The following is an 18,410-nucleotide window of genomic DNA, read 5'->3' as shown; positions in this document are numbered from 1 at the left end:
AGCCATTATAATCTAAAAAACAAGTTTAGTTCAATTTATGTAATTAACTATATTTTAAGGCAACACTTTTCCTGTTGCTTGGACTTTCTTTGCGAACATGAAAAAACCGGGACTGGCCCGGTTTTTTTGCTATTTGACGCGCTGGTACAGGCGGAAACGTTCCACGTCATCCGTAGGGCGGCGCCCCTCCCACAGCTTGATCCAGTCCGCGCCGTGGTGCTCGGGCAGTTGTTCCTTGCTGTCGGGAACCTTGATGCTGTCTTGCAACAAGAACACATCGCATTGCTGCTGCCCCACGCTGGCAAACGGCAGGTGGCCGAAGTACGCGAACGAGGCGCGCTGTGCGGCGCCGACGTTGCTGTTGATGCACTTGCTGCCTGGTGGCAGGTGAACGGAAATCTGGTGCGCCACGCTGGCGTAGCTTTTGCTGTAGTTCAGCGGCGGCAGGAACAAGGTCATGATCAGCACCCAGATCAGGATCAGGCCGCCGGACGACAGGACCACGGCGCGCCACAGCACGGCCGGCTGGCGCGAAATGCGCCAGTGCACCAGCGCCACCCAGCCCGCGCTGGCGCAGGCGGCCACGAAAAAGGCCAGCAAGTCCAGTTCGGGCTTGAAGCCAGGCATGAGTTTCAGGGCGTTATGCGACAGTTTCGGCGGCCAGCCGGTCAGGATGGCGAACCAGAACAGCCACAGCGCGAGGGCGCAGATGGTCAGTACCATCACGGAGAACCAGTCGATGGCGTTGATGGCGCCCCGTTTCATGGTCAGCAAGCCAAACGCGGCCATTACGGCCAGCGGCGGCAGCAGCGGCAGCAGCTGGCTCGGGTCGGGGTCGGGATGGCACAGGCCCAGGATGGCCAGCATGGCAACAAAGGTCAGCGGCACGACGATGTGCAGCACGTGGTGCTGGCGGCGCCAGGCATACACGGCCCAGGCGGCGAAGGGCCACGCGGGCCAGAAGAACCAGATGCCGACACGCAAGAAATACTGCAGGCTTTTCAGGCTCGGAGCGCTGAACTGGCGGCAATTCCACTCCATCCACGTCTGCAACGGCGAATGACCGTAGGGCTGCAGAAGTTCGCCCGGCAGCAGCCAGACGAGGGTCAGCGCGGCGCCGATCAGGAGCGCCAGCGCCAGGTGGCGCATGCTGCGCAGCAGCGGCAGGCGCAGGAAGACGGTGCACAGCAGCAGGGCGATGCTCAGCGCTGCCGGCGTGATCCAGCCGCGCGCGAGGGTCAGGCCGCCCAGCGCCAGGCCCAGCAGGGCCGCATTGCGCATGGACGGGCCTTCCACATAGCGCACGGCGCGGTACAGCAGGTAGGCCATCAGGGACACGTACAGCGCTTCGGCCGTGATGTCGTGGCTGTGCTGCAGCAGTCCCAGGCAACCCAGGTAGATGAGCACGGCGGCATCGGCCAGGGTGCGGCCGAAATCGTCCGGCTCGGGTTGGCCGCCGAAGGCCAGGCGCAGGGGCTGGGCATCGTTGCGGCGGCCCAGGTTGAAGGCGGTGTACCAGACGGACAGGGTGCTGACGACGAAGATGCCGATGGTCGACATGCGCGCGCCGAAGACGTCGCCGTCGATCCAGCCGAACAGCTTGATGAAAATGGCGCCCAGCCAGAAGGCCAGCGGGCCTTCATCCGGCAGCGACAGGCCGGCCACGTTGGGCCACAGCCAGTCGTTCAGACCGCCATGCGCCATGGTCCACATGATGCCGAAACTGGCGGCATCATCGTTCTTCCACGGTTCGCGGCCGATCAGGCCAGGCAGGATGTACAGCAGGCCGAGTGCAAACAAGGCCCATCGTGGCAGCGCGAGTGTGGCAGCGGCGGGAAGGCGGACTGGCTTCATCGATAGTCGGTATCAGAAAATTGGCAAGACGCGACGAATGGCGTCGGGTATGCGCGAGTATAAAGTAAAGCGGCCAAAGACAAAAAAGGCAGCCGTAGCTGCCTTTTCTCTGGTAGCCGAAGCTGCCCTTTTTTGCCGCAAAGCGGCAAAAATCAGCCTGCTGCGACTGCGGTTTTCGAACCAACGGTACCGAATTTCTGACGGAACTTCTCGACGCGACCAGCGGTATCGACGATTTTGTGCTTGCCCGTGAAGAATGGGTGCGATTCAGCCGAAACCTCGATCTTCACCAGTGGGTATTCTTTACCGTCGTGGGTGATTTTTTCGCGGGTTTGGATGGTCGAGCGGGTAACGAATTTGAAATCGCACGACAGATCGTGGAAAACAACTTCGCGGTATTCTGGATGGGTATCGACTTTCATGGTCTTCTCTCTAGTTTGGTAGCCAAACAGCACTTCGTCGGTCGTCTTGCTTCTTGACCCGATTGCCGATCACTTGCCAGGGGTTAAAATAATGCAACCGTCGATTATATAGCGCTTTCCGGCTGCAGGCAATAAAAAAGCCGCTCAGGGAGCGGCTTTCGCATGATGATCAACGGAGGGCCGGGGTCAGACCCGTCGGGTCTGACCCCGAAAATCAGCCACCGCGTCTCATCATGTCGAAGAATTCGGCGTTGTTTTTGGTCGCCTTCATCTTGTCCAGAATGAATTCCATCGCCTCGATCTCGTCCATCGAGTACAGCAACTTGCGCAGGATCCAGATTTTTTGCAGCTCGTTCGGCTTGATCAGCAGTTCTTCGCGGCGGGTACCCGATTTGTTCAGGTTAATTGCCGGATAGACACGTTTCTCGGCCAGGCGGCGTTCCAGATGCACTTCCATGTTGCCGGTACCCTTGAATTCTTCAAAGATCACGTCATCCATGCGCGAACCCGTTTCGATCAGCGCCGTGGCGATGATGGTCAGCGAGCCGCCTTCTTCGATATTGCGCGCGGCGCCGAAGAAGCGTTTTGGACGTTGCAGCGCGTTCGCGTCGACACCACCGGTCAGTACCTTGCCCGAGGCAGGGATGACGGTGTTGTAGGCGCGTGCCAGGCGGGTGATCGAGTCGAGCAGGATCACCACGTCTTTTTTCATTTCGACCAGGCGCTTGGCTTTTTCCAGCACCATCTCGGCCACTTGCACGTGGCGCGTGGCCGGCTCGTCGAAGGTCGAGGCGACCACTTCGCCGCGTACCGAACGTTGCATTTCGGTAACTTCTTCCGGACGTTCGTCGATCAGCAGCACGATCAGTGTGATATCCGGGTGATTGGCCGTGATCGCATGCGCGATGTGCTGCAGGATCACGGATTTACCGGATTTCGGCGATGCCACCAGCAAGCCGCGCTGGCCTTTGCCGATCGGGGCGATCAGGTCGATGATGCGGCCGGTGATGTTTTCCTGGCCATTCATTTCACGTTCCAGGCGCAGCGGCTCGTTCGGGTGCAGCGGCGTCAGGTTTTCAAACAGAATGCGGTGTTTCGACATCTCCGGCGATTCGCCGTTGACCTTGTCGACTTTGACCAATGCGAAATAGCGTTCGCCATCTTTCGGGGTCCGTACCTCGCCCTCGATCGAATCGCCGGTGTGCAGATTGAAGCGGCGGATCTGCGAAGGAGAGATGTAAATGTCGTCGGTGGACGCCATGTAGCTGGCGTCAGGCGAGCGCAGGAAGCCGAAGCCGTCAGGCAGCACTTCCAGGGCGCCGTCGCCAAAAATCTGTTCGCCGGACTTGGCGCGTTTTTTCAGGATAGCGAACATCAGCTCCTGTTTGCGCAAGCGGGCTGCGTTGTCAATGTCAAGACCGATCGCCATCTCAAGCAGGGCGGATACGTGTAGGGCCTTTAGTTCGGATAAATGCATATGTGTTGAGTGTCCCGAGACGGGATGTAAAGGTAGGGGAGGGGACTGCGTGGCGTTGATTAATTATTGGGGAAGGCTGTGCACGAATGATGGCAAAGCCGCTTCCCGGTCGTTCCAGTCAGGCGGCGCTGCGGGCGCAGCGCTGCCTATCATACATTAAATGTTGCTGTCGACGAAAGCGGTCAACTGGCCCTTGGCCATGGCGCCCACTTTTTGAGCAGCTGCAACACCATCCTTGAACAGGATCAGGGTCGGGATGCCGCGGATGCCGAACTTGGCAGGCACTGCCTGGTTGGCGTCCACGTCCATCTTGGCGATCAGGATGCGGCCGTCGTATTCCTTGGCCACTTCTTCCAGGATAGGGGCGATAGCCTTGCAGGGACCGCACCATTCTGCCCAGAAGTCGACCAGCACTGGCAACTCGGATTTCAGGACGTCTGCTTCAAAAGATGCATCGCTAATGTGTTTGATATTTTCGCTCATATTTTCCTCAAATGAGGGTGGGATCAATAATGCCTGGGATTAACCATACGCTGGTTCGCCATCCATGCTTCCTGGAATGCAGCTAGCAGATGGGGGCAATGGGCACGAATTCAATATTCTTGGAAGGTGCGACCAGAGGTATGCAGGCGGGGATGGCTGAAATAATAACCCATTTTTTCAAAGCGTGGCGATTATTGCTGAAAAACTTGAGGCATATCGCCACCGCGCATGCCCGCAGGGCGGCAAAGCCGCATGCCTGCTGGCCCGCAGCGTCGTGTCCGCCCTCCCGGCCATCCTCCGCGCTCAGGCTTGTGCGCTGGCCAGACGGGCCGTGTGCTGCAGTTGCAAGTTCACCATGAGCTGTAATTCCGCGCTTTCCATCGGCTTGCGGAAGGTGCCTAATATATGCAGGCCATTGGCCACGGCCAGACGTTCGGCGGCCAGGCGCACGGCTGAATGCAGGCCTGACAGCAGGACCACGCCGCCACGGAAGCCGTTTTCAGCCGCCATGCGCAAGAATTCGATGCCGTCGATGTCGGGCATGGACAGGTCGCAGATCAGCAGGTCGGGCTGGTGCTGCTTCAGGGCAGCCAGCGCCTGTTCGCTGTGCGACTCGCAGCGGATGTCGAACTGGCCCATTTGCTCGAGCATGTCGCTGAGCACGTCGAGCATGAAAACGTCGTCGTCCAGCAGCAGCACGCGCAACGGCGCCAGGCCTGCTTCATTGTGTTCCCGGCTTGCTTGGTTTGATACAGTGTTCATCGTCATGTCTTTCTGTTGATATGCATCGCTGTCGATGCCGATACCTTGCCGCAACCCAATTTGGCGATAGCTAATCGTCATTGGCAAAGCTGGTGTTATTCATGATTTGTTCGGTAATCTGTTCCAGCAGGGGCCACAGGCGCGCGACGATGCGCTGTGCCCGCTCCGCCTCGTCGGCCGGTTCGCCCGGCGCCAGGGTTTCCAGGTTGTGGCACAGCTCGGCCAGCCCCAGCGCCCCCACCGTGCGCGCCGACGACTTGATGCGGTGCCCCAGTTCGCGCACCTGGTGCACGTCGCCGCGCGCCAGGGCCGCGTCGATGTCGCCAAAGCCATCCTGTGTGGTTTGCAGGAACTTGAAGGCGAATTTACGCACCTTTTCCGGGTTGTAGCCCAGCAACTTGGCCAGGATGGACAGGTCGATCACCTGCGGGTCGCCCGCCAGGGTGGTCTTGAAGGCGGGGGCGGCGCGGCCGCGCGCGGGTGGTGGTGGCGTCTCGCGCGCCGGCAGCCAGCTGGCGATGGTCTGGTACATCATGGCCGGCTGGATGGGCTTGGAAATGAAATCGTCCATGCCCGCTTCCAGGCAGCGCACGCGGTCTTCGCTGGTGGCAGTGGCCGTCATGGCCAGCACGCGCAGATGCGCCAGTTGCGGGTCGGCGCGGATGTGGCGCGTGGCTTGCAAGCCATCCATCAGCGGCATCTGCACGTCCATCAGCACGCAGTCGAACTGGGTCTGGCGCAGCAGGTCGAGCGCCTCTTCGCCATTGTTGGCCAGGCAGACGGAGGCGCCTGCTTCCTCCAGCAATTCCAGCGCCACTTGCTGGTTGAAGGTATTGTCTTCCACCAGCAGGATGCGCGCATGCTTGAGCGTGTGCATCACCAGGGCCGCGTCGGCGCTGGCGCGCATGGCCGCTGCCGTCTGTACCATGCTGTCGAGCATGGCGGGCGCGGCCTGGTCGGAAATGCCCAGGTTGGCCGTGAACCAGAAGGTGCTGCCGGCACCGGGACGGCTGTCGACGCCCACGTCGCCGCCCATCAGCTGCGCCAGCTGCTTGCAGATGGCCAGGCCCAGGCCCGTGCCGCCATATTCGCGCGTGGTGGAGGTGTCGGCTTGCTGGAAGGACTGGAACAATTTACTCATTTCATTCTGCGACAGGCCGATGCCGTGGTCGCACACTTCGAAGCGCACCAGGCAGTGCTTGGCGTCCGCCACCACCCTGCGCACTTTCACGGTAATGCTGCCCTGTTCGCTGAACTTGATGGCGTTATTGGCGTAGTTGATCAGTACTTGCCCCAGGCGCAGCGGGTCGCCCACCAGCACGGCCGGCAATTGCGGGTCGATTTCGAACAGCAGTTCCAGGTTCTTCCCGGCGGCGCGCGGCGCCACCACCGTCATCAGGGTTTGCACCACGTGGTCGAAATTGAAGTTGACGCGCTCGATTTCCAGCTTGCCCGCCTCGATCTTCGAGATGTCGAGGATATCGTCGATGATGCCCAGCAGGTGCTCGCCGGCAAAGCGGATTTTTTCCAGGTAGTCGCGCTGGCGCGGTTCCAGGTCCGTCTTCAGGGCCAGATACGCCATGCCGATCACGCCATTCATCGGCGTGCGGATTTCATGGCTCATGTTGGCGAGGAATTGTCCCTTCGCCAGGCTCGCTTCTTCGGCCACCTGCTTGGCCTGGTCGAGCTGCTCCGTGCGCTGCGCCACGCGCTCTTCCAGATGTTCATTGAGTTCGCGCAAGGCGCTCTCGCTGCGCTTGTGATATGTGATGTCCGTCAGGCTGGCCACCACCATGCCGACCTTGCCATACTCATCGCGGATGGCCTCGGTATTTACAGACAGCCACGACAGGCTACCGTCGGGCTGCTGCACGCCCATCAGCACGTCGCGCATGGCGACACCCGTCGACAGGGTGATGTGTACGGGATGGCTGCGCTGGTCGAAGGCGGAACCGTCTTCGCGGATGGCTTGCCACAGGCTGCGGTTGGCCTGACTGGCCGGACTGGCCGCCAGCATGCGCTCGGCTGCGGCGTTGCTTTCCAGTATGTGACCGTGGCTGTCCTGCACCACCAGGCCGTTGGTGACGGCGCCAAACACGGAGGCCATGCGCTGGCTGGAATTCGACAGCGCGATCGACGCCTGGCGCCGTTCCGTGATGTCGGTAATCATGGCCAGCGTGCCGCCCGGCTCGCCGTTGTCCGATTGAATACTGGTGCTCGACAGCAAGCCCCACAGGCTGGACAAGTCCTTGCGGAAGAAGCGGAAGTCAACCTGGTCCGGCTGGCTGGCGAAGCTGCCGTGGCTGGCCAGGCGGCGCTGCATCAGCAACTGGCTGTCGCGGTCCATGAAGTCGAGCATGGGACGGTTCAGCATTTCCTGCACCGTATAGCCGAGCATGTGCGCCATCTTCGGGTTGACGAAGGTGGTTTTGCCGTCCGCATCCGTCATCCAGATGCCTTCGGCAGCCGTCTGCACGATCAGGCGGTAGCGCTCCGAACTGGCGTGCAAGGCTTCTTCGGCGCGCTGGCGCTGCGTCATGTCGCGCAGCGAGACGATGGAAAATACTTGCCCGGCCATGCGCAGCGGCGACAGGCTGACCTTGGCGGGGAAGTGCGTACCGTCGCGGCGGCGCGCCAGCATCACCCGGCCCGGCAGGCTGTGCCGCGCTTGCGGGTCGCCCACGGAGTGGCTGGCCGTGCTTTCCGGTACCAGTTGTTCCAGCGACATGCCCGTCAATTCGGCCAGCGGATAGCCGAAACAGCGTGCGCCGATCTGATTCGCGTAATGCACCTTGCCCTCGACATCGGCCACCAGCATGGCTTCGGGTGCCGCTTCCAGCATCGAACGCATGCGCGATTGCTCGTCCTGCTTGCGTTCGCTGATATCGCAGACGATGCCGCTGGCCTGCGTGGCGGCGCCATCCGAGGCACGCGACAGCACGGCGCCGCGTGCCAGCAGCCAGCGCCAGTGGCCGTCGCTGTGGCGCAAACGGAATTCGCAATTGAAGGTGCCGGGCGCCTGGCCGTCTAGCTGCTGGCGAAATGCAAGACTCAGGCGCGCGCGGTCATCCCGGTGCACTTCGGCCAGCCAGTCGGATAGTGCATGCTCGAGCCTGGCGCTCTTGTCGCCCAGCACGTCCTGGTACTGGGGCGCGAATTGCAGCCGGTCGGACTGGCGGCGCCAGGTCCAGCCAGCCAGGGCGGCGCCGCGCAAGGCTCGCCCGGCATCCTGTTCGGCCAGGGCCTGCGCGGGCAGGAGCAGGCGGCGCAACTGTTGCCGCAGCCGCCAGGCTTGCCAGCAAGCCAGTCCCGCCAGGGCGGTGGCGCTGGCGGCAGCGTACGGCCACAGCGATGTCGGCGCCATGCCGTGCGCCGCCGCCTGCACCGGCAGGGAGAGTGCCATGCCTGCCACCAGCATCGTACGAGCGAGCCGGCGCAGCGCAGGGCGCCGTCGGCGTGGTGCGCTGAAACTCGTGTGGCTGCAATACGACAAATGCATCCCTTTCTGGGGCGTGATTGGACTGGGCTGGCAGTGCATGAGACGCGCTCATATAAACGCCTGCGGCGCTTTCTGGCGGCAACTATAGCATCGAATATTTAGTCGGAGTATTTAAGTTCTGAAACGGCCAAAACGGAATTTTTTTTGCCCCGGAATGGCTGTTTTTTTCGCGATTTGGTGAGAATTCGTGAGAAAGTTTGCGCGAAATCGTGCTACTCAATTGCGGCATTGGTCCTACGTGAAGCTGCCGGCGAACTGATAGCGGTGTCCTGGATGCCACATGGTGGCGATCGAGGCGATCTTGCCGCCCGAGCGTGTCTGGCGGCGCAGCACCAGGCAAGGCTGTTTGGTGTCGATGGCCAGCATTTCGGCGATGTCGCGCGGTGCCGACAGCGCTTCAATACTGTAGGTGGCGCCTTGCAAGGGGGCGGCAGCCATCAGGTATTCGTTCGGCGTGATGCTGGAAAAATCCTGCGTCATGTAGTCGGGCGCGCACTCGGGATTGACCCAGCGGTCTTCCACCTGGATCGGCACGCCGTTTTCAAAATGCACGATCAGCGAATGAAACAGCGGGTGTTCCGGCGGCAAGCCGAATTGCTTGGCCAGCAAATCGGACGCCTTGGTGCGTTCGAGCAATTGCAAGCTGCTGCGGTGGATATGCCCGCGCGCGCGCACTTCATCGGCGATACTCTTGATTTCCAACAAGGTCGCCTGGTATTTTTGCTGCGCCACATAGGTGCCGGAACCCTGGCGCCGCGTCAGCACCTGCTCGCTGGTCAGTTCGCGCACGGCGCGGTTGACCGTCATGCGCGAGACGCCGAATTGCTTCACCAATGCTTGCTCGGAGGGAATCACGTCGCCTTCCTTCCAGCGTCCGGCAGCGATGCCAGCCAGCAGAAAATCCTTGATGCGCTGGAAAATGGGCGTATTTTCCTGGGTAGTATGATCGTCCAATGCGGTTTCTCCGGGGCGCGGGCAGGGCGCGCCGCCGGCTGGAGGCGCGATGGCCGATTTTAGCACCGAGCACGATGCCTGCCGCCAGGCTTTTTTTTGAATTCAAAAGCAAGCACCGGAGTGCGGCGCCCATTGGCGCTGGCTATGCTGGCGACTTACTATTGACCTGTACGGAGTTCGCCATGGAACACGCTTACCTGACCGACGATGAACGCTGGGATGCCCTGCAGCGGCGCGCGCCCGACGCCGACGGCGTTTTTTATTACTCGGTGCGCACGACGGGTGTGTATTGCCGTCCTTCCTGCGCGGCGCGCGCCGCCTTGCGCGGCAACGTGGCTTTCCACGTCAGCTGCGAGCAAGCGGAAGCGGCCGGCTTTCGTCCCTGCCTGCGCTGCAAGCCCAACTTGCCGCCGCTGGCCCAGCGCCAGGCGGCCATCGTGGCCGATATCTGCCGTTTGATCGATGCCAGCGACGAGCTGCCTGAGCTGGACAGCCTTGCTAGGGCCGCCGGCATGAGCCGCTTTCACTTTCACCGCGTCTTCAAGGCGCACACGGGCATTACGCCGAAAGCCTATGCGGCGGCGCGGCGCGGCGAGCGCCTGAAGGCCGGCTTGCAGGGCGCGGCGAACGTCACCGAGACCCTGTACGCGGCCGGTTTCAATTCCAGCGGCCGCCTGTACGCCGCCACGCCGGGTTTGCTGGGCATGACGCCGGGCGCGTTTCGCGCCGGCGGCAGCGGCGCCGTGATCCGTTTCGCCATCGGCGCCTGTTCGCTGGGCGCCATCCTGGTGGCCAGCACGGACAAGGGCATTTGCGCCATTTTGATCGATGATGACCCGGAAGTGCTGCTGCGCGACTTGCAGGACCGTTTTCCGCAAGCCGAACTGCGTGGCGCGGAAGCCGAATACGAACAGACGGTGGCGCAGGTGGTGGGCCTGGTCGAGGCACCCGCGATCGGCCTGGACTTGCCGCTCGACGTGCGCGGCACCGTGTTCCAGCAGCGCGTGTGGCAAGCCTTGCGCGAGATTCCCGCCGGCAGCACGGTCAGCTATGCCGAGCTGGCGCGGCGCATCGGCGCCCCGCAAGGCGCGCGCGCCGTGGCGGGCGCCTGCGCCGCCAATGCCCTGGCCGTCGCCATTCCCTGCCACAGGGTGGTGCGCAACGATGGCGCGCTGTCCGGCTACCGCTGGGGCGTGGAGCGCAAGCAGGCGCTGCTGGAGCGCGAGGGGGAACGGTGAGGACGCTGGACTGGCGCCAGATCGAGGATGCGCTGAATGCGCATGGCTGCGCCGTCGTGCCTGGCTTGCTGAGTGCGGATGCCTGCGCGGCGCTGGCGGCGCAGTATGACGATGCAGCGCGTTTTCGCAGCAAGGTAGTGATGCAGCGCCATGGTTTTGGACAGGGCGAGTACCAGTACTGGGCCTATCCGCTGCCCGACATCGTGGCCGCCTTGCGCGAACAGCTGTACGGCCCGCTGGCGGCCATCGCCAACCGCTGGCACGCTGCCATGGGCCTCGATAGCCGCTTTCCCGTGGCGCATGGGGATTTCCTCGCGCGCTGCCATGCCGCCGGGCAAACCCGACCCACGCCTCTGCTACTGCGCTACCGCGAAGGCGATTACAACTGCCTGCACCAGGACTTGTATGGCGAGCACGTGTTTCCGCTGCAACTGGCCGTGCTGCTGTCGCGCCCGCAAGACGATTTCACGGGCGGCGAATTCGTGCTGACGGAGCAGCGCCCGCGCATGCAGTCGCGCCTGGAGGTCGTGCCGCTGGCGCAGGGCGACGCCGTCCTCTTTCCCGTCGCGCAGCGCCCCGTCAACGGCACGCGCGGCAGCTACCGCGTCAACATGCGCCACGGCGTGTCGCGCCTGCGTTCGGGCTTGCGCCACACCCTGGGCATCATTTTTCACGATGCGAGCTGAAGAGTAGCTGCGACGCTTGAGTTTCCAGGATTACATGGCATGATGGCTCTTCTTGTCACTCTTTCATTTCTGCCATGTCCGCGTTGCTCCGCCTGTTATGCCTGTTGACCATTTTCCTGTTGCCCGCAGCCCATGCGGACGATGGCGTGCCCGCGCTCGTTGCGGAAGCCGCGTCCGTCATGGCGCCGTCGCCAGCCGCCGCGGCCAGGACGGCACCGTTGATGTTTGCCAACCGCAAGGTATTCGTCTTCCGCGCCGCGCTGGCCGGCTATCCGCCCGATGAACGGGCCATCGGCGCGCAGCGCCGCCTGGAAAGCGTGCTGGCGAAAAACGGACGCATGCAGACGAGCACGCGCATGATTCCCGAAGGCACGCAAGTGTTGCTCGATGGCGTGCAACTGTTCGTCGTCGTGCCTGGCGACGTCAACCAGCTGGCCGGCGATACGACGGAAAGCGTGGCCAAGGTGGCAGCCGAAGAATTGAGCAAGGCCCTGCTCGATTACCGCGAACAGAACAGCTGGCGCTACCTGGCGATCGCCGCCGCCGTCTGCGCGGCCGCCACCCTCGTGTTCTGGCTGGTGTGGCTGGGCCTGACACGCTTTTACCACTGGGCCAAGCGCCGCAGCGGCATCTTGCTGGCCTCGCGCCTGCGCGACGTGCGCCTGAAAAACGTGCGCGTGCTCGACGCCGAGCACTACATCGCCTTTGCCTACCAATTGCTCAGCGCCGTGCTGTGGGGCTTGCGCCTGATGGCCACGTATCTGTGGGCTGCCTTCGTGCTGGGCCGCCTGCCCTACACGCGTGCCTGGGGCGAAAGCCTGAACGGTTACCTGTTCGACGTGGCGGCCGACGTCTTCCACGCCATCATCGGCGCCTTGCCGGGGCTGGTGCTGGTGTGCGTGATCTTCGCCATCGCGCGCCTGATCGCCGCCACGGCCGCCTCGCTGTTCAAGCGCGTGGAAAGCGGAGAATTGCAAATCGGCTGGCTCGACAAGGACACGGCCCTGCCCACGCGCCGCATCGCCAGCGTGGTGATCTGGCTGTTCGCGCTGGCCATGGCGTATCCGTATTTGCCCGGTTCGCACACGGCCGCCTTCCAGGGCCTGTCCGTGCTGGTGGGCCTGATGGTGTCGATCGGCGCGTCGAGCATCGTGGGCCAGGGCGCCAGCGGCCTGATCCTGATGTACACGCGCGCCTTGCGCAAGGGAGAATATGTGCGCGTGGGCGATAGCGAAGGCACGGTGGTCGATGTGGGCATGTTCGAGACGCGCCTGCGCACGGGCCTGGGTGAAGAAGTGGCCTTGCCGAACGCCTGGGTGATGTCGCAAACGACGAAGAACTATTCGCGCGCCCAACCCGGCGGCGGCTTCGTGCTCGACTCCACCGTCACCATCGGCTACGCCACGCCATGGCGGCAAGTGCACGCCATGCTGGAACTGGCCGCGTCGCGCACGACAGAACTGTCGACCACGCCGAAACCGTACGTGATGCAGCTGGCCCTGCAAGATTACTACGTGCAATACCGCCTGGTCGCCTACGCCAGCGCCGAAGTCCCCCGCCAGCGCGCCGAAGTGCTGAACCGCTTGCACCAGAACATCATCGACGTCTTCAACGAATTCGACGTGCAGATCACTTCGCCGCATTATATTGACGACCCGAAAGAATCGCACGTGGTGCCGCCCGGTGAATGGTTCCGGGCGCCGGCGAAGCGGGCCGAGGAATCGAGCCAAGTGCCTGCGGCCAAGCCTTGAACGCCGCGTGATTCCTGGCCGTTCTATGGCCACCTGGGCTTCGTGCAGGCGGGGCGCTATGCGGAAGCCGTCACTGTTTGCGACTACTGGCTGATGCTGCGGCAAACTTCTGCTGCCTGATTGACCATTTTGCCAATTTCTATACACTCGTCTTTTCGTTCATTGACTTAAAAGACCTGGAGATGGAAATGCCGACCCCGCAATTGCGCCGTACCCTGCTTGTTCTCGCCTGCCTGGGCACCCTGACCCACGCCTACGCCCGTGCCGACACGGTCATCGACAATGCCAACGGCTACACGCTCGACGCGGCGGGCAAGGTGCTGCGCTTCACGGCGCTGGCGTTTGACGACGCGGGCAAGCTGCTCGCCGTCGGCAGCGCCGCGCAGGTAAAGCGCAAGGCAGCGAAAGGCGCCACCCATGTCGACGTGCAGGGGAAAACCGTGCTGCCTGGCCTGATCGACGCGCATGGCCACGTGTTCGGCCTGGGGACGATTGCCAGCGGCGTGATGCTGTACGGTTCCGCATCGCTGCCGGCCGCCGTGCAGGCCGTGGGCGACTTCGCCCGTGCGCATCCGGAACGCAGCTGGGTGATCGGCAATGGCTGGAACCAGGAAATCTGGAAGCTGGGCCGCTTTCCCACGGCGGCAGAACTCGATGCGGCCGAAAGCGCGCGCCCCGTGTGGCTGCGCCGGGTCGATGGCCACGCTGGCTGGGCCAACAGCCGCGCGTTGGCGCTGGCCGGCATCACGCGCGCCACACAAGACCCCGCAGGCGGCAAGATCGAACGGGATGCGGATGGCAATGCCACCGGCGTGCTGGTCGATAACGCCATGGACTTGATGGATGCCGTGCTGCCCAAGCCGGGCGACGTGGAAAACCGCGCCGCCCTCGATGGCGCGCTGGCGCAGCTGTCGCAAGTGGGCCTGACCAGCGTGCACGATGCGGGCATCGGTCAGATGCAGGACCGGCTGTTCCGCGACTATGCGGACCACGGCAAGCTGACGGTGCGCGTGTACGGCATGATTGCCGACACCACGGAAGATTTCGACGCGCTGTCAAAAAATGGTCCCCTGAACAGCTACGCGCGCGACATGTACGCCTTGCGCGCTGTCAAACTGTTGTCTGACGGCGCCCTGGGCAGCCGCGGCGCGGCCCTGCTGGCGCCGTACAGCGACGATCCGACCACCAGCGGCCTGCTGTTCTACCCGGACGGCGCCATGCGCGCGAAGATGGAAAAAGCCATGCGCGCCGGCTACCAGGTGAATGTGCACGCCATCGGCGACGCGGGCAACCATCAGATTCTCGACGGCTACCAAGCCTTGACCGCGCAATACCGCAGCGTGGGCCTGCGCCACCGCATGGAGCATGCGCAGGTGGTGCAGCTGTCCGATATTCCCCGCTTCAAGACCTTGGGCATCGTGCCGTCGATGCAGCCCACGCACGCCACGTCCGACCAGAACATGGCGGAGCAGCGCGTGGGCCACGAGCGCATCAAGGGCGCTTATGCGTGGCGCACCTTCCTCAAGCAGGGTTCGCGCATCGCCTGCGGATCGGACTTCCCCATCGAGTCGCCGAATCCGTTCGAGGGCATCCACGCGGCCGTCACGCGGCAAAATAGCGAAGGATTCCCGGCCGGCGGCTGGTATCCGCAGCAAGCCATGACGGTGAGCGAGGCGCTGCGCTGCTTCACGCTGGACGCGGCCTGGGCGGCGCACCAGGAAACGGTCATCGGCACCTTGGAAGCGGGAAAATGGGCGGACTTCATCGTTGTCGACCAGGATCTGTTCAAGGTGGCGCCGACCGCCATCGGCAAGACGCAGGTGCTGCAGACGTGGGTGGCGGGCCGGCGCGTGTTCGAGAAAAAATAGGCGGTGGAGGTTGGCAAAATCGCTTGCAAAAACCTGTTGACTTGGTTGTATAGACAACCTATGCTGGGAGTATCAGAGCGGGCCAAGTACCGGGCCAAGTATGCCCGCTCGCACCCTACGAGGAGACAGCATGAACAGCACAATGGACACCGATCCACGCTTTGATGCCAGCCGTACCATCCGCGCCCCGCGCGGCACGGTCATGGCTTGCAAGAGTTGGCAGGCCGAAGCGGCCTACCGCATGTTGCAAAACAACCTGGACCCGGAAGTGGCGGAAAATCCGCAGCACCTGGTCGTCTACGGCGGCATCGGCCGCGCGGCCCGCAACTGGGCCTGCTTCGACCAGATCCTCGCCTCGCTGCGCGAGCTGGAAGATGACCAGACCCTGCTGATCCAGTCCGGCAAGCCGGTGGGAGTCTTCCAGACGCACGCGGACGCGCCGCGCGTGCTGATCGCCAACTCCAACCTGGTGCCGAAATGGGCCAACTGGGAACACTTCAACGAACTCGATCGGCAAGGCCTGTTCATGTACGGCCAGATGACGGCCGGCAGCTGGATTTACATCGGCACGCAGGGCATCGTGCAGGGCACGTATGAAACCTTCGCCGAGGCCGGACGCCAGCATTTTGGCGGCGACTGGGGCGGGCGCTGGATTTTGACGGCGGGCCTGGGTGGCATGGGCGGCGCGCAGCCGCTGGCCGCCACCATGGCGGGCGCTGTCTCGCTCAATATCGAATGCCAGCAAAGCAGCATCGACTTCCGTTTGCGCACGCGCTACCTGGACAAGCAGGCGGCCAGCCTGGACGAAGCCCTGGAACTGGTCAAGTACCACACGGAGCGCAAGGAAGCCATTTCCATTGGCCTTCTGGGCAACGCGGCCGAAGTGCTGCCGGAACTGGTGCGCCGCGCGAAAGCGGGCGGCCTTGTGCCGGACCTGGTGACGGACCAGACCTCCGCGCACGACTTGGTCAACGGCTATCTGCCGCGCGGCTGGAGCGTGTCGGACTGGAAGGCGGCGCAGCAGGACCCGCAGCGCCATGCGCGCCTGACGGTGGCGGCCGCCGATTCCTGCGCCGCCCATGTGCAAGCCATGCTCGATTTCCACGCCATGGGCGTGCACACTGTCGATTACGGCAACAACATCCGCCAGGTGGCGTTCGACCAGGGCGTACAAAATGCCTTCGACTTCCCCGGTTTCGTGCCCGCCTACATACGCCCGCAATTTTGCGAAGGGCGGGGCCCGTTCCGCTGGGTGGCCCTGTCGGGCGACCCGGAAGACATCTATAAAACGGATGCGAAGATCAAGGAGCTGTTCCCGCACCACAAGCAGGTGCACCACTGGCTGGACATGGCGCGCGAGCGCATCGCCTTCCAGGGCCTGCCGGCGCGCATCTGCTGGCTGGGACTGGGCGAGCGCCATATCGCCGGCCTGGCCTTCAACGAGATGGTGCGCACGGGCGAACTGAAGGCGCCCATCGTCATCGGCCGCGACCACCTCGATACGGGGTCCGTCGCCAGCCCGAACCGCGAGACGGAAAGCATGAAGGACGGCACGGACGCCGTCTCCGACTGGCCACTGCTCAACGCCATGCTGAACACGGCCGGCGGCGCCACCTGGGTTTCGCTGCACCATGGAGGCGGCGTGGGAATGGGGTATTCTCAGCATGCGGGCATGGTCATCGTGGCCGACGGCACGGACAGCGCGGCGAAACGCCTGGCGCGCGTGCTGGTTAACGACAGCGGCTCGGGCGTGATGCGCCATGCCGATGCCGGCTATGAAACAGCGGCCGCCTGCGCCAAGCGCAACGGCCTGATTCTTCCAATGCTTCCTTGAGACCTTGACTCGAATGACTATGACACAGCATGCCAAAAGTTGGACCCTGAAACCGGGCGCGATGACCCTGGCCGACCTGCGCGCCGTCTGGGCCGCACCCGCGAAACTGATCCTCGCCGCCGAGGCGTATCCCGTCATCGAGGCGTCGGCCGCCGCCGTGCAAGCCATCGTCGCCAAGGGCGATGCGGCCTACGGCATCAACACGGGCTTCGGCCTGCTCGCCAAGACGCGCATCCCCGATGAAAAGCTCGAGCAATTGCAGCGCAACCTGATCCTGTCGCACTCCGTCGGCACGGGCGAGCTGCTGTCGGACGCCGTCGTGCGCCTGATCATGCTGATGAAGATCGGCAGCCTGGCGCGCGGCTTTTCCGGCGTGCGCCCGTTGATCGTCGATACCCTGATCGCCCTGTACAACGCGGGCATCATGCCGGCCATTCCCGCCAAGGGTTCCGTCGGCGCCTCAGGCGACCTGGCGCCCCTGTCGCACATGACCCTGGCCATGCTGGGCGTGGGCGAGGTGCGCGTCAACGGCGAATTGATGCCTGCCCCCGAGGCACTGGCGCAGGCGGGCATCGCGCCCGTCGTGCTGGCGGCAAAAGAGGGCCTGGCGCTGATCAACGGCACGCAAGTGTCGAACGCGCTGACGCTGCATGGCTTGTTCATGGCCGAGCGCCTGCTGGAAGCGGCCATGGTCACGGGCGCGCTGTCGCTCGATGCGGCCAAGGGCAGCGACTCGCCGTTCGATGCGCGCGTGCATGCCGTGCGCGGACAGCCGGGGCAAATCCTGGCCGCGCAGATGTACCGCCAACTGGTGGCGCACAGCGCGATACGCGCCTCGCACCTGGAAGGCGACGAGCGCGTGCAAGACCCGTACAGCCTGCGCTGCCAGCCGCAAGTCATGGGCGCCTGCCTGGACCTGATCGGCAATGTGGGGCGTACCCTGCTGATCGAAGCCAATGCAGTCACGGACAACCCGCTGATCTTCCAGGATGGTCCCGACGGGCAGGCGGAAATCGTCTCGGGCGGCAATTTTCATGCCGAACCGGTGGCCTTTGCCGCCGACACCCTGGCGCTGGCGATCGCCGAAATCGGCGCGCTGGCCGAGCGCCGCATCGCGCTGCTGATCGACGCCACGCTTTCCGGCTTGCCACCGTTCCTGGTGCGCGACCCCGGCGTTAATTCCGGCTTCATGATCGCCCACGTGACGGCTGCCGCGCTGGCGTCGGAAAACAAGTCGCTTGCGCATCCGGCCAGCGTCGACAGCCTGCCGACGTCCGCCAACCAGGAAGACCACGTGAGCATGGCCACGTTTGCCGGGCGCCGCCTGGACGACATGGCGCACAACACTGCAGTCATCGTCGGCATCGAGCTGCTGGCCGCCGCGCAGGGCATCGATTTCCACCGCCCGCTGAAAACCTCGCCGCACCTGGAGCACGTGCATCACCAGTTGCGCCAGAAGGTGCCGTTCTTCGACGCCGACCGCTTCTTCGCGCCCGATATCGAAGCGGCCAAGCAGATGGTCTTGCGCGGTGAATTGAGCAGCACTTGCAAGAATTTGTTCGCCCCGCTGTACGCTTGAACA

Annotated in this window: 13 protein-coding genes; 6 read left to right on the top strand and 7 right to left on the bottom strand. The window is 63.5% G+C overall.

Annotated elements, in window-relative coordinates; genetic code table 11:
• Window positions 1-129 precede the first annotated feature (129 nt).
• From ACQ4WP_RS13115 to hutC, 7 genes are all read right to left on the bottom strand, one after another.
• The gene (locus ACQ4WP_RS13115; protein ID WP_436521222.1) at window positions 130-1,854 is read right to left on the bottom strand and encodes an ArnT family glycosyltransferase; all 1,725 of its coding nucleotides are present in this window, start codon (window positions 1,852-1,854) and stop codon (window positions 130-132) included.
• Between the two features lie 152 nt (window positions 1,855-2,006).
• Window positions 2,007-2,276 (bottom strand): type B 50S ribosomal protein L31, encoded by a 270-nt coding sequence (locus ACQ4WP_RS13110; protein WP_010401544.1) that lies wholly within the window; start codon window positions 2,274-2,276, stop codon window positions 2,007-2,009.
• A gap of 214 nt (window positions 2,277-2,490) precedes the next feature.
• The gene (rho, locus tag ACQ4WP_RS13105) at window positions 2,491-3,753 is read right to left on the bottom strand and encodes a transcription termination factor Rho (RefSeq protein WP_034746249.1); all 1,263 of its coding nucleotides are present in this window, start codon (window positions 3,751-3,753) and stop codon (window positions 2,491-2,493) included.
• A gap of 156 nt (window positions 3,754-3,909) precedes the next feature.
• Window positions 3,910-4,236 (bottom strand): thioredoxin TrxA, encoded by a 327-nt coding sequence (gene trxA / locus ACQ4WP_RS13100; protein ID WP_436508924.1) that lies wholly within the window; start codon window positions 4,234-4,236, stop codon window positions 3,910-3,912.
• 303 nt (window positions 4,237-4,539) lie between these two features.
• A complete protein-coding gene (locus tag ACQ4WP_RS13095; RefSeq protein ID WP_436521219.1) occupies window positions 4,540-4,998 on the bottom strand; it encodes a response regulator in 459 nt (152 codons plus the stop codon).
• Between the two features lie 70 nt (window positions 4,999-5,068).
• Window positions 5,069-8,401 carry a PAS domain-containing hybrid sensor histidine kinase/response regulator gene (locus tag ACQ4WP_RS13090; RefSeq protein ID WP_436521217.1) on the bottom strand — a complete coding sequence of 1,111 codons (3,333 nt, stop codon included), beginning with the start codon at window positions 8,399-8,401 and terminating at the stop codon, window positions 5,069-5,071.
• Between the two features lie 330 nt (window positions 8,402-8,731).
• Window positions 8,732-9,451, bottom strand: coding sequence for a histidine utilization transcriptional repressor HutC (gene hutC, locus ACQ4WP_RS13085; protein WP_077408630.1), 720 nt, complete (start codon window positions 9,449-9,451; stop codon window positions 8,732-8,734).
• A 182-nt stretch (window positions 9,452-9,633) separates the two neighbouring features.
• On the opposite strand from hutC, the gene ada reads away from it, so the two are divergent.
• The 6 genes from ada to hutH all read left to right on the top strand — a co-directional run bounded on the left by ada (window position 9,634) and on the right by hutH (window position 18,407).
• Window positions 9,634-10,689 (top strand): bifunctional DNA-binding transcriptional regulator/O6-methylguanine-DNA methyltransferase Ada, encoded by a 1,056-nt coding sequence (ada, locus tag ACQ4WP_RS13080; RefSeq protein ID WP_436521215.1) that lies wholly within the window; start codon window positions 9,634-9,636, stop codon window positions 10,687-10,689.
• Window positions 10,686-11,375, top strand: a complete 690-nt coding sequence (locus tag ACQ4WP_RS13075; RefSeq protein WP_436521213.1) for a 2OG-Fe(II) oxygenase — start codon at window positions 10,686-10,688, stop codon at window positions 11,373-11,375. The genes ada and ACQ4WP_RS13075 overlap by 4 nt, the downstream gene beginning before the upstream one ends.
• Window positions 11,376-11,449: 74 nt before the next feature.
• Window positions 11,450-13,126, top strand: coding sequence for a mechanosensitive ion channel family protein (locus ACQ4WP_RS13070; protein WP_436521211.1), 1,677 nt, complete (start codon window positions 11,450-11,452; stop codon window positions 13,124-13,126).
• A gap of 188 nt (window positions 13,127-13,314) precedes the next feature.
• Complete coding sequence (locus ACQ4WP_RS13065; protein ID WP_436521209.1) at window positions 13,315-14,994, top strand: amidohydrolase; 1,680 nt, start codon at window positions 13,315-13,317, stop codon at window positions 14,992-14,994.
• A gap of 130 nt (window positions 14,995-15,124) precedes the next feature.
• Window positions 15,125-16,828: a urocanate hydratase gene (gene hutU / locus ACQ4WP_RS13060; protein WP_099409123.1), complete on the top strand. Its 1,704-nt coding sequence runs from the start codon at window positions 15,125-15,127 to the stop codon at window positions 16,826-16,828.
• A gap of 19 nt (window positions 16,829-16,847) precedes the next feature.
• Complete coding sequence (gene hutH / locus ACQ4WP_RS13055) at window positions 16,848-18,407, top strand: histidine ammonia-lyase (RefSeq protein ID WP_436521206.1); 1,560 nt, start codon at window positions 16,848-16,850, stop codon at window positions 18,405-18,407.
• Window positions 18,408-18,410: the final 3 nt, after the last annotated feature.

The sequence above is a fragment of the Janthinobacterium lyxosi genome (assembly GCF_051380665.1).
GTDB lineage: Bacteria > Pseudomonadota > Gammaproteobacteria > Burkholderiales > Burkholderiaceae_D > Janthinobacterium.
This window is presented reverse-complemented; position numbering and strand designations above follow the sequence as displayed.